The organism is Pseudomonas sp. OTU5201 (genome assembly GCF_038440135.1).
In the GTDB taxonomy this organism is placed as follows: domain Bacteria; phylum Pseudomonadota; class Gammaproteobacteria; order Pseudomonadales; family Pseudomonadaceae; genus Metapseudomonas; species Metapseudomonas resinovorans.
The window spans coordinates 96,325-108,727 of the sequence record NZ_JASATC010000002.1 but is presented as its reverse complement, the minus strand read 5'-3'; the positions used below and the strand labels follow the sequence as shown (position 1 = coordinate 108,727).

The window sequence follows — 12,403 nt, the reverse complement described above, 5'->3', positions numbered from 1 at the left end:
GGATCAGAGGTCTACATCAGCCAGGTCATCGACCGAAGCGTTCGCTTTGTTACTGGCCGTAGAGTTGACCAGAAGCTTCTCGCGAATGATCTTCTCGATGGCATTGCTGACTTCCGGATTGTCTTCCAGATACTTGGCGGCATTGGCCTTGCCCTGACCAATCTTGTTGCCCTGGTAGCTGTACCAAGCACCGGACTTTTCTACCAGGCCCTGCTGCACGCCCAGATCAATGATTTCGCCAGTACGGTAGATGCCCTTGCCGTACATGATCTGGAACTCGGCCTGACGGAAAGGCGGGGCCACCTTGTTCTTCACGACCTTAACGCGGGTTTCGCTGCCCACCACTTCCTCGCCCTCTTTCACCGCGCCGGTACGGCGGATATCGAGGCGCACGGAGGCGTAGAACTTCAGGGCGTTACCGCCGGTAGTGGTTTCGGGGTTGCCGAACATTACGCCGATCTTCATACGAATCTGGTTGATGAAGATGACCAGGCAGTTGGCGTTCTTGATGTTGCCGGTGATCTTGCGCAGGGCCTGGGACATCAGGCGAGCTTGCAGGCCGACGTGGGAATCTCCCATCTCACCTTCGATCTCAGCCTTCGGAACCAGGGCCGCCACGGAGTCGACGATAATTACGTCAACCGCGTTGGAGCGCACCAGCATGTCGGTAATTTCCAGGGCCTGTTCGCCGGTATCCGGCTGGGAAACCAGCAGGTCGTCTACATTCACACCGAGTTTGCCGGCGTAGTCCGGGTCCAGGGCGTGTTCGGCGTCGACGAAGGCGCAGGTAGCTCCCATTTTCTGGGCTTCGGCGATGACAGAGAGAGTCAGTGTGGTCTTACCGGAGGATTCAGGACCGTAGATTTCGACGATACGGCCTTTCGGCAGACCGCCGATGCCAAGCGCGATGTCCAGGCCCAGGGAGCCGGTGGAAATGGCCGGAATGGCCTGGCGATCGTGGTCGCCCATGCGCATCACCGCGCCCTTGCCGAACTGCTTCTCGATCTGGCCCAGGGCAGCAGCCAAGGCGCGCTTCTTGTTCTCGTCCATTGAAGTCCTCACTAAAATCAAGAGGGCCTGGCGGCCACCAACAACTGTATAAGTAGACAGTATTATTCCATAGGGCAAGTCGCTCGCCTACCCCTGGGTGGCTTTTTCTCCTGCAGCTAGTCGGATCAATCCCTGGAGAGCCTCCACGACGGTCTGCCGGCGTACCGCCAGACGATCCCCCGGGAACTGGCATCGTACGGCCTCCACTGCACTTCCATTTCCCCAAGCGAGCCAAACAGTACCCACCGGCTTCTCCGGCGAGCCGCCATCAGGCCCTGCAATCCCACTGACGGCGACAGCGAAACGCGCGCCGCTACGCTGCTGGGCTCCACGCACCATAGCCTCGACCACTTCACGACTGACCGCCCCCACCTGCGGGAACAACTCGGCCGGGACTGCCAATTGCGCGCTCTTCTGGTCATTCGAGTAAGTGACAAAGCCTGCCTCGAACCAGGCCGAACTGCCGGGAATGCGGGTAATCGCTTCGGCGATACCACCGCCAGTACAGGATTCCGCAGTGCTCACCCGTTCGTTGCGCACCTTCAATTCCTGGCCCAATCGGGCTGCCAGCTCAGTCAGCTCATCTTCGGTAACGGACATGTGCACTCCAGGGTTAAAGCGGGCCAGCGGGATACCGTACACTAGCGCCTTTTGCACGCAAGGCCAGCCCATGAGTCAGAGCGATCTCAGCGAACACACCCCGATGATGCAGCAGTACTGGAAGCTGAAAAACCAGCATCCGAACCAGCTGATGTTCTATCGCATGGGCGACTTCTACGAGATCTTCTACGAGGACGCCAAGAAGGCCGCCAAGCTTCTCGACATCACCCTGACCGCGCGCGGCCAATCGGCCGGCAAGTCCATCCCCATGGCGGGCATTCCCTTCCACTCGGTAGAGGGCTACCTGGCCAAGCTGGTCAAGCTTGGCGAATCCGTGGTGATTTGCGAGCAGATCGGCGATCCGGCCACCAGTAAAGGACCGGTGGAGCGCCAGGTTGTCCGCATCATCACCCCTGGCACCATCAGTGACGAAGCGCTGCTGGACGAACGCCGCGACAACCTGCTGACTGCCGTAGTGGGCGATGAACGCCTTTTCGGCGTGGCGGTGCTGGATATCACCAGCGGCCGTTTCAGCGTTCAGGAAATCAAGGGCTGGGAGAACCTCCTGGCTGAACTGGAACGCCTCAATCCCGCTGAACTGCTGATCCCGGACGACTGGCCCCAAGGGCTCCCGGCCGAAAAACGTCGTGGGGTCCGCCGTCGCGCGCCCTGGGATTTCGACCGCGACTCAGCGAAAAAGAGCCTCTGCCAGCAGTTCGGCGTTCAAGACCTCAAAGGCTTCGGCTGCGAAACCCTGACACTGGCCATCGGCTCCGCCGGCTGCCTGCTGGCCTATGCCAAAGAAACCCAGCGCACCGCCCTGCCCCACTTGCGCAGCCTGCGCCATGAGCGCATCGACGATACCGTAATCCTCGATGCTGCCAGCCGCCGAAACCTGGAGTTGGACGTCAACCTCTCCGGTGGCCGCGACAATACCCTGCAATCGGTGATCGACCGTTGCCAGACCGCCATGGGCAGCCGCCTCCTGAGCCGCTGGCTGAACCGCCCGTTGCGCGACCGCGGCGTGTTGGAGGCCCGTCAGGACGCCATCGACTGTCTGCTGGATCGCTATCGCTTCGAAAACCTGCAACCGCAGCTGAAGGAAATTGGCGACGTCGAGCGCATCCTCGCTCGCATCGGCCTGCGCAATGCCCGTCCCCGTGACCTCGCGCGCCTGCGCGATGCCCTGGCCGCCCTGCCAGAACTGCAAGGGGCCATGACCGAACTGGAAGCGCCACACCTGCAGGACCTGGCCGGCAGCATCCGTACCTATCCCGAACTGGCCGACCTGCTGGCCCGCGCCATCATCGACAATCCGCCGGCGGTCATTCGCGACGGTGGAGTGATCAAGACCGGCTACGACGCCGAGCTGGACGAACTGCAGGCACTGAGCGAAAACGCCGGCCAGTACCTGATGGATCTGGAAGCTCGGGAAAAGGCCCGCACCGGCCTGCCCAACCTGAAGGTCGGCTACAACCGCATCCACGGCTACTACATCGAGTTGCCACGCGTGCAGGCCGAGCAGGCCCCGGCGGACTATATCCGCCGCCAGACGCTGAAGGGAGCCGAACGCTTCATCACCCCGGAGCTGAAGGCCTTCGAAGACAAGGCGCTGTCAGCCAAGAGCCGAGCCCTCGCACGGGAAAAGATGCTCTACGACGAACTGCTGGAACTGCTGATCGAGCAACTGGCACCGCTGCAGGATACGGCCGGCGCCCTCGCCGAGCTGGACGTGCTGAGCAACTTCGCCGAGCGCGCTCTGAACCTCAACCTGAACCGCCCACGCTTCGTCGAAGAACCCTGCATGCGCATCAGCGAGGGCCGTCACCCAGTGGTGGAACAGGTTCTGGATACGCCCTTCGTAGCCAACGACCTGGACTTGGACGACGCCACCCGCATGCTGATCATCACCGGCCCGAATATGGGCGGTAAGTCAACCTACATGCGCCAGACGGCCCTGATCGTCCTGCTCGCCCATATCGGCTGCTTCGTGCCAGCGGCCAGCTGCGAACTATCGCTGGTGGACCGTATCTTCACCCGTATCGGTTCCAGCGACGACTTGGCTGGCGGCCGATCCACCTTCATGGTGGAAATGAGCGAGACCGCTAACATTCTGCACAACGCCAGCGCCAGCAGCCTGGTGCTAATGGACGAAGTGGGCCGCGGCACCAGCACCTTCGACGGCCTGTCGTTGGCCTGGGCGGCGGCTGAACACCTGGCCCGCCTGCGCGCCTTCACGCTGTTTGCCACCCACTACTTCGAACTGACCGTACTGCCGGACAGCGAGTCGGTAGTGGCCAACGTCCACCTGAACGCCACCGAGCACAACGAGCGCATCGTTTTCCTGCACCACGTGCTGCCCGGTCCGGCGAGCCAGAGCTATGGCTTGGCGGTGGCACAACTGGCAGGAGTACCTGGCGACGTGATCCAGCGTGCTCGCGAACATCTGGCGCGACTGGAAACTACCAGCCTGCCCCATGAACCCCCACGCCAGAGCCCCGGCCAACCGGGTGCCCCCATGCAGAGTGACCTCTTCGCCAGTCTGCCTCACCCGGTGCTGGACGAATTGGCAAAGATCAAGCCGGATGATCTGACACCCCGCCAGGCGCTGGAGCTGTTATATACATTGAAGTCACGCATCTAACCCCTGAACCGCACAAGCTGCTAGAATCCCGCGCGCTCTGGAATGCACCCGGAAATCAGCCTGCCCGGTGCCGTGAGTTCCCGAGCCGAGAAGCCTGATACAGAAGGCTTCCCAGCCGCCGCTTGAGGAGAAGAATAGAAATGACCTTCGTCGTCACCGACAACTGCATCAAATGCAAATACACCGACTGTGTGGAAGTCTGTCCGGTGGACTGCTTCTACGAAGGCCCGAACTTCCTGGTCATTCACCCGGACGAGTGTATCGACTGCGCACTTTGCGAGCCTGAATGCCCGGCGCAAGCCATCTTCTCCGAGGATGAAGTGCCTGAGGATATGCAGGAGTTCATCGAGCTGAACCGTGATCTGGCCGAAGTCTGGCCGAACATCACCGAGAAGAAGGACTCGCTGCCCGACGCCGAAGAGTGGGATGGCGTCAAAGGCAAGCTGGAGCATCTGGAGCGCTGAGTTTTCGCGACCCGACGCAAAAAGGCCCGCACATCTGCGGGCCTTTTGCTTTTCTGCGGGCAAAAAAAGGGGCGGGATTACCCGCCCACTCTTTTGTCCCTATTCCCTGTAGTCCTTGCTCATCATCCTGATGAATCGCCTCCGGCGATGTCCTGGCCAACATCCCTATCAGCCCGCACACATCCTGTACGCAGGTGTGATATTAGCGATCCAGGAGCGGCGGGCAAGCGGGGGAATTGGCCGTTCAAAGAGCAAAACGCGTCCTAACCTTAAAATAAAATTCATTAATATCAGTGCGTTACATATTTACGCCGACGAAACCTCACCGTTCACGAGCAGCAATTTCCAGCGATCACGTACAGCGCGTGTAAGCAATCACTTACATTGCGGCGCATAAAAAAACCCGGCCGGAGCCGGGTTCTTTCAGGCCGCCCGCGCGTTACTGGAATAGCGCATCGCTGGACAGCCCATTCTTCTCCAGGATTTCGCGAAGACGTTTCAGCGCTTCAACCTGGATCTGCCGCACCCGCTCACGAGTCAGGCCGATCTCCTGGCCCACCTCCTCGAGGGTGCAGCTTTCATGGCCGCGCAGACCAAAGCGCCGCACGACCACTTCACGTTGCTTGTCGGTCAGCTCGGAAAGCCACTGGTCGATGCTCTGCGAGAGATCGTCATCCTGCAGCAGTTCACAGGGATCGGTCGGTCGGTCGTCGGTCAGTGTATCCAGCAGGGTCTTGTCCGAGTCAGGCCCGAGGGACACATCCACCGAAGTCACCCGCTCGTTGAGACCGAGCATACGCTTGACCTCATCGACCGGTTTTTCCAGCAGGTTGGCGATTTCTTCCGGCGACGGCTCGTGATCCAGCTTGTGGGTCAGCTCGCGAGCTGCACGCAGGTAGACGTTGAGTTCCTTGACCACGTGGATCGGCAGGCGGATCGTTCGGGTCTGGTTCATGATGGCCCGCTCAATGGTCTGACGGATCCACCAGGTCGCATAGGTAGAGAAGCGGAATCCCCGTTCGGGATCGAACTTTTCCACCGCCCGGATCAGACCAAGGTTGCCCTCTTCGATCAGGTCGAGCAGCGAGAGCCCGCGATTGACGTAGCGTCGCGCGATCTTCACCACAAGGCGGAGGTTGCTTTCAATCATGCGCTTGCGCCCGGCAGGATCTCCGCGCTGCGCCAGGCGCGCAAAGTGAACTTCTTCTTCCGGGGTTAGCAGAGGGGAAAAACCGATTTCGTTGAGGTACAGCTGAGTCGCGTCTAGCGCGCGGGTGTAGTCGATGTACTTGTGTTGCTTGGGTGAGGTTGAATGCCGGGATTTCGCGGTGGGCAGAGGCGCGTCGTTCTCCTCGCTCAACGCATCATCCAAAATAACGCCCGGCTCCAGGAGGAGCAGCTCGTCATCGACGTCAAACTCCGGCGCTTCTTTATTGAGTGCCATTGTTGTTGTCCCTTGCTGAGTTCGACAACAAGCCCTGACGATGCCTTATATCCCTGGCGCCGCCCGAGCCCGTCCTTACCATGTGGTGGAACGGGCTGAAAAACGGGTCAACGACGAGGCAGGTATTGCAGCGGGTCTACAGGTTTACCTTGACGGCGAATCTCAAAATGAAGCTTCACCCGGTCAGTCCCCGTTGAGCCCATCTCGGCAATTGTCTGCCCGACCTTGACCTGCTGTCCCTCCCGCACCAGCAGCCTACGGTTATGACCATAAGCGCTTACGTAGGTATCGCTGTGTTTGATGATGACCAGTTCGCCGTAGCCCCGTAATCCACTTCCGGCATAAACAACTGAACCATCTGACGCAGCCAAGACAGGCTGTCCTAATTCCCCAGCGATATCAATCCCTTTATTCAAACTGCCGTTTGAGGAAAAACGGCCGATCAGAGGGCCGTTCGCCGGCCATACCCACCCGGCTGCAGAGCGCGGAATAGAGGTGTTCGGCGCAGATACTGGCGCAGTCGCAACGGTTTTTTGAGGCTGCGACTGCGGACGGACAGGCGGTTGCTGGGGCGGTGCGGGCGGGCGGCTGGAAACGCTGCTACCCGTCCTTGGATTGGTCACCACAGGTGCCGTGGCAACTGCAGTTGGACGGGTCTGACCAGGCTGGCCATCGAAACGGATGATCTGCCCAGGACGAATCACGTACGGAGCGGGGATCCCATTGCGCGCGGCAAGGGCTTTCCAATCCCAACCGAAGCGAAAAGCGATGGAATAGAGGGTGTCGCCGCGCTGGACGCGGTACTGGCCACTGGTAACGGGTTGCCGCTGCACGGCAGAGTTCGCCCCCGAGTGGTTGCGGTCGACCACGCCGACGCTGCTCTTCTGGGTGCTGGTACAGCCGGCGAGCAAGACGCCAACGGCAATAGCGGGCAACCAGATGAGCCCATTCCCCATGCGAATCCACTGCCGAATGGCCATCAGGCTCACTCTTGTCCCCTTTCCCAACGTTCCTAGGTCTTGATTATTGTGCCGGAAATATCCGGACGAGCCAGCCGCCTGCCGCACAAAGTACAGCAGGAGGGCAGCTTGGCGATGCATCAGAAAGTTACCTGCGACGCAGGTTCCCCCGACGGCGGGCTCAGGCCAGGGGTCCGCTGAGCAGCGGTACGAAGCGCACCGCATCGAGCACATGACGGGTGAAACCCTGCTCTTCACGAATGATCAGCATCAGTTGCTGGACGTCGCCAGCGCCCACCGGGATCACCAGGCGTCCGCCCGGTGCCAGTTGATCGAACAACGCCTGCGGGACGTCCGCCGCGGCAGCAGTCACGATGATGCCATTGTAGGGTGCCAGCGCTGGCCAGCCTTCCCAACCGTCGCCCCAGCGGAACACCACGTTGCGCAGGTTGAGCACCGCGAGGCGTTCCTTGGCTTTATCCTGCAGTACTTGGATTCGCTCGACAGAAAACACCCGCTCAACCAACTGCGCAAGAATCGCAGTCTGATAACCCGAACCAGTACCGATCTCCAGCACCTTGTCCAGCGGGCCAGCGGCCAGCAAAAGTTCGGTCATTCGCGCAACCATGTAGGGCTGCGAGATGGTCTGGTTGTGCCCAATCGGCAGCGCGGTGTCTTCGTAGGCGCGATGGGCCAAGGCCTCATCGACGAACAGGTGACGCGGTGTCCGGCGAATAGTTTCGAGGACGCGGGCGTTGGACAGCCCTTCCTCGTACAGACGCTGGATAAGGCGCTCACGGGTGCGCTGGGAAGTCATGCCGATCCCGCGCCGCATCAGGTCGTCCTGTTCCCGGGGCATTAGAGCAGGCCCTCCAACCAGCTATCGAGGCTCTGGAAAGCCTCGTTGAATGTCCGATCGAGTTGCAGGGGCGTGATGGACACATAACCTTGCATCACCGCATGGAAATCCGTCCCCGGCCCACCATCTTCGGCGTCGCCGGCTGCGGAGATCCAGTATCCCTCCTTACCCCGGGGATTGACCACCTTCACGGGGGCTGCTGCCCGCGCGCGATGGCCCAGCCGGGTCAGCTGGATACCGCGGATTCGCTCCAGCGGCAGATTGGGGATATTTACATTGAGCACGGTGCGCGGCGGTAGGTCGAGCCGGTCATGGGCGGCCACCAGTCGACGGGCAATATGCGCGGCAGCAGGCAGATTGTCCGCCTGACGCGACAGCAGTGAGAAGGCGAACGCCGGCAGCCCGAGGAAGCGCCCTTCCAGAGCGGCGGCCACGGTACCGGAATAGAGCACGTCATCCCCAAGATTGGCTCCGAGGTTGATACCCGACACCACCATGTCTGGCAAATGCTCAAGCATACCGTTGAGCCCCAGGTGGACGCAGTCGGTCGGCGTACCATTGAGACTGATGAAACCGTTATCCAGCGTGCTGGGGTGAAGCGGGCGGTCCAGCGTCAGGGAGCTGCTGGCACCACTCTTATCCTGGTCTGGCGCAACGACCACGCAGTCGGCGTAATCCTTGAGCGTGCCATGTAGAGCGGCGAGACCCGGGGCATTCACCCCGTCGTCGTTGGAAATCAGAATGCGCATGGGTTTTCCGTCTGCCCCGCCGGCAGCAGATCGACGAGCTCACGCACCACTGCGGTGGCGAAGCATCCAGCCGGCAGGACGAATTCCAGTTGCAGAACGTCAGGCTCGGGATAATGCCACGTCAGGCCGCCAATGGGGAGGCGGAGGATGCGCCGTTCGTGCGCCATTCGCGCTTCCGCCAACCAGTGGCAAAGTGCCGGCTCGGCCGCGGCCACTGCCGCCTCAAGCGATTGCGGCCGTCCCTGGGCGGGCGATGGTCCTTCTCCCCATTGCGGACCGGTCGGGTGCAGATCCAGTTGCGCCAAGCGCGGGTCGCTGCATTCAGCCTCGCCTGCCGGGAAGAAACTGCGACTGTCGGTGAAGGCCAACAGGTCACCTACCTGGGCCTGGTCCCAGGTGCCCGCGGCGACACGCTCGGCCAGCACCCGGTTGAACAGGTAGCTACGTCCGGCCGAGAGCAGCCGCGAACGCAGGTTGCGCTGTACCGGCAGCTCCTTGCGCTCGGCGAAGGCGCGAGCGTCGACCACATTGCCGCCACCATGCCCGAAGCGCTGCAGGCCGAAATAGTTGGGCACACCAACTTCCGCCAGGCACTTCAGTCGCGCGTCGATCGCCTCACGATCCGCCACCAGACGAGTCAAACGAAGGGTGAAACCGTTCGCCGAATGGGCGCCGCGCTGCAGCTTGCGCTTGTGGCGCGCAATCTTGAGGATTCGCAGGTTGGCATTCTCGGCAGCAGACAGGTCAGGATCGGCCTTGCCTGGCAGGTGCAGGCTGAACCACTGTCGGGTCAATGCCTGCCGATCCTTTAGTCCGGCGTAGCTGACCACTTTCAGCGGTACGCCAGCAGCACGGGCAATGCGCCGGGCTGCTTCCTCGGTGTTCAGCTCGCGCTTTTCCACCCAGAGCCAGAGATGCTCACCTGCACCCTCCAGCGGGATGTCCAGCACTTCATCGACCTGAAAATCCTCAGCCACGGCCTTCAGCTGTGCCTGCCCCAAAGGTTCGCCATGGGCGCGCGGGCCCAATAGTTCGAGTTCGGTCATGCTGGCAGCAACAGGGCCACCGCATGCACGGCAATGCCCTCCTCGCGACCAGTGAAACCCAGCTTCTCGGTAGTGGTGGCCTTGACGTTGACCTGATCCAGTTCGACCCCCAGATCGGCGGCGATGTTGGCGCGCATGACCTCGATATGGGGGGCCATCTTAGGTGCCTGAGCAACAATGGTTCCGTCGACGTTCCCAACCTTCCAGCCCTTGGTTTTCACCAGCGACAGCACGTGACGCAACAGCGCGCGGCTGTCGGCACCTTTGAACTGTGGATCGGTGTCCGGGAAATGCTTGCCGATGTCCCCCAGCGCCGCTGCGCCAAGCAAGGCATCGCAAAGCGCGTGAAGCAGCACATCGCCGTCGGAATGGGCAACGAGCCCGAACTTGTGGGGGATGCGCACGCCGCCCAGGGTGATGAAGTCGCCTTCACCGAAGCGGTGTACGTCGTAGCCGTGGCCAATTCGCATAAGGAAGAACGCCCTGAAAAGTCAGGGCGTGATTCTACCTGCTTTGGTTGTGCTTAGGCTTTCAACGCCTCGGCATGGTGCCGCAGGTGATCGCCGACGAAGCTGGCGATGAAGTAGTAGCTGTGGTCGTAACCCGGCTGCAGGCGCAGGGTCAGTGGGTGTCCCGCCGCCTTCGCCGCCGCTTGCAGGGCCTCAGGCTTGAGCTGATTGGCGAGAAAGTCATCGCGATCGCCCTGATCCACCAGAATCGGCAAACGTTCAGAAGCCTCGGTCAACAGCACACTGGCATCCCATTCACGCCAACGGGCACGGTCCTCGCCCAGATAGCGGCCGAAGGCCTTCTCACCCCAGGGGCAGGCCATGGGATTGCTGATCGGCGCGAATGCCGACAACGACTGATAGCGCCCCGGATTACGCAGGGCGCAGACCAGCGCGCCGTGACCGCCCATGGAATGGCCGCTGATCCCGCGCCTCTCGGAGACCGGGAAGTTGGCCTCGATCAGCGCCGGCAATTCGTGCACCACGTAGTCATGCATGCGGTAGTGGCGCGCATAGGGCTCCTGGGTGGCATTTAGATAGAAGCCAGCGCCCAGGCCGAAATCCCAGGCGTTGTCCGGGTCACCGGGTACATCCGCGCCACGCGGGCTGGTGTCCGGCGCAACGATGATCAGTCCCAGCTCCGAGGCCAGGCGCTGCGCGCCGGCCTTCTGCATGAAGTTCTCATCGGTGCAGGTCAGCCCCGACAGCCAGTAGAGCACCGGCAACTTTCCACCCTGCTCCGCCTGGGGCGGCAGGTAGACGGCGAACACCATGTCGCAGTTCAGGCTGGTAGAGCGGTGACGGTAGCGCTTGTGCCACCCGCCGAAGCTCTTGTTGCTGGAAACGATTTCAAGGGTCATGGAGCGATCTCCGTCAAAGCCGGGGCCCGAAGCTGGATGCCTTGCCTGCCTCGGGCTGCCAACCTGATTAGTAGTGAACGACCGAACGGATGCTCTTGCCTTCGTGCATCAGGTCGAAGGCCTTATTGATGTCGTCCAGCCCCATGGTGTGGGTGATGAAGGTATCCAGCGGGATTTCGCCCTTCTGCGCCTTGTCCACATAGCTCGGCAGTTCGGTACGGCCCTTCACGCCACCAAAGGCCGAACCGCGCCACACGCGACCGGTCACCAACTGGAACGGACGGGTACTGATTTCCGCACCGGCCGGCGCCACGCCGATGATGACGGACTCGCCCCACCCCTTGTGACAGCACTCGAGCGCCGCGCGCATCAGATTGACGTTGCCGACGCACTCGAAGCTGTAATCCACACCGCCATCGGTCATTTCGACGATGACGTCCTGGATCGGCTTGGCGTGGTCCTTCGGATTGACGAAGTCGGTGGCTCCCAGTTCACGGGCCACGTCGAACTTCTCCGGATTGATGTCGACGGCGATGATGCGCGAGGCCTTGGCCATCTTGGCGCCAATGATCGCGGCCAGACCGATGCCGCCCAGACCGAAAATTGCCACGGTGGCGCCCTCTTCCACCTTGGCGGTGTTGAGCACTGCGCCGATACCCGTGGTCACACCGCAGCCCAGCAGGCAGACCTTCTCCAGCGGCGCGTCCTTCGGAATCTTCGCCAGGGAGATTTCCGGTAGCACGGTGTACTCAGAGAAAGTGGAGCAGCCCATGTAGTGGTATATCGGTTGGCCGTTGTAGCTGAAGCGACTGGTGCCATCCGGCATCAGGCCCTTGCCCTGGGTGGCACGTACCTTCTGGCACAGGTTGGTCTTGCCGGATTTGCAGAATTTGCATTCACGGCATTCGGCCGTGTACAGCGGAATCACATGGTCACCCACGGCCAGCGAAGTGACGCCCTCGCCCACGGCTTCGACGATGCCGCCGCCCTCATGGCCAAGGATGCAGGGAAACACGCCTTCGGAGTCAGCGCCGGACAGTGTGTAGGCATCGGTGTGGCAGACGCCGGTGGCCACGATCCGCACCAGAACTTCGCCGGCCTTGGGAGGTGCCACGTCGACTTCGACGATTTGCAACGGCTGGTTGGGCGCAAACGCCACAGCGGCACGGGACTTGATCATGGTCTTTCTCCAGCTGATTGAAATGGTCAAAGAGTTTAG

Annotated in this window: 12 protein-coding genes; 2 read left to right on the top strand and 10 right to left on the bottom strand. The window is 61.4% G+C overall.

All coding sequences use genetic code 11. The features are described from left to right. Positions 1–3: 3 nt before the first annotated feature. A complete protein-coding gene (recA, locus tag AAHM40_RS01730) occupies positions 4–1,050 on the bottom strand; it encodes a recombinase RecA (protein ID WP_028627524.1) in 1,047 nt (348 codons plus the stop codon). Between the two features lie 87 nt (positions 1,051–1,137). Then, on the bottom strand, positions 1,138–1,650 hold the full coding sequence (locus AAHM40_RS01725; RefSeq protein ID WP_342243155.1) for a CinA family protein: 513 nt from the start codon (positions 1,648–1,650) through the stop codon (positions 1,138–1,140). A gap of 70 nt (positions 1,651–1,720) precedes the next feature. Between AAHM40_RS01725 and mutS the strand changes: the two genes are divergently transcribed. Further along, the gene (gene mutS, locus AAHM40_RS01720) at positions 1,721–4,294 is read left to right on the top strand and encodes a DNA mismatch repair protein MutS (RefSeq protein ID WP_342243154.1); all 2,574 of its coding nucleotides are present in this window, start codon (positions 1,721–1,723) and stop codon (positions 4,292–4,294) included. A gap of 140 nt (positions 4,295–4,434) precedes the next feature. Continuing rightward, positions 4,435–4,758, top strand: a complete 324-nt coding sequence (fdxA, locus tag AAHM40_RS01715) for a ferredoxin FdxA (protein WP_342243153.1) — start codon at positions 4,435–4,437, stop codon at positions 4,756–4,758. 439 nt (positions 4,759–5,197) lie between these two features. Here fdxA and rpoS read toward each other — a convergent pair whose 3' ends face one another. From rpoS to AAHM40_RS01675, 8 genes are all read right to left on the bottom strand, one after another. Next, positions 5,198–6,202: an RNA polymerase sigma factor RpoS gene (rpoS, locus tag AAHM40_RS01710; protein ID WP_120654884.1), complete on the bottom strand. Its 1,005-nt coding sequence runs from the start codon at positions 6,200–6,202 to the stop codon at positions 5,198–5,200. 107 nt (positions 6,203–6,309) lie between these two features. After that, a complete protein-coding gene (locus AAHM40_RS01705; RefSeq protein ID WP_342243264.1) occupies positions 6,310–7,182 on the bottom strand; it encodes a peptidoglycan DD-metalloendopeptidase family protein in 873 nt (290 codons plus the stop codon). 160 nt (positions 7,183–7,342) lie between these two features. Continuing rightward, on the bottom strand, positions 7,343–7,978 hold the full coding sequence (locus tag AAHM40_RS01700; RefSeq protein ID WP_342243263.1) for a protein-L-isoaspartate(D-aspartate) O-methyltransferase: 636 nt from the start codon (positions 7,976–7,978) through the stop codon (positions 7,343–7,345). Between the two features lie 41 nt (positions 7,979–8,019). Next, a complete protein-coding gene (gene surE / locus AAHM40_RS01695; RefSeq protein ID WP_342243152.1) occupies positions 8,020–8,769 on the bottom strand; it encodes a 5'/3'-nucleotidase SurE in 750 nt (249 codons plus the stop codon). Then, positions 8,757–9,815, bottom strand: a complete 1,059-nt coding sequence (gene truD, locus AAHM40_RS01690; RefSeq protein ID WP_342243151.1) for a tRNA pseudouridine(13) synthase TruD — start codon at positions 9,813–9,815, stop codon at positions 8,757–8,759. Before truD ends, surE begins: the two co-directional genes overlap by 13 nt. Beyond that, entirely contained in the window at positions 9,812–10,285 is a 474-nt protein-coding gene (gene ispF, locus AAHM40_RS01685; RefSeq protein ID WP_342243150.1) for a 2-C-methyl-D-erythritol 2,4-cyclodiphosphate synthase, read from the bottom strand. The genes truD and ispF overlap by 4 nt, the downstream gene beginning before the upstream one ends. Before the next feature lie 53 nt (positions 10,286–10,338). Beyond that, entirely contained in the window at positions 10,339–11,184 is an 846-nt protein-coding gene (fghA, locus tag AAHM40_RS01680; protein ID WP_342243149.1) for an S-formylglutathione hydrolase, read from the bottom strand. A 67-nt stretch (positions 11,185–11,251) separates the two neighbouring features. Then, positions 11,252–12,364 carry an S-(hydroxymethyl)glutathione dehydrogenase/class III alcohol dehydrogenase gene (locus tag AAHM40_RS01675; RefSeq protein ID WP_342243148.1) on the bottom strand — a complete coding sequence of 371 codons (1,113 nt, stop codon included), beginning with the start codon at positions 12,362–12,364 and terminating at the stop codon, positions 11,252–11,254. Between the last annotated feature and the right edge of the window lie 39 nt (positions 12,365–12,403).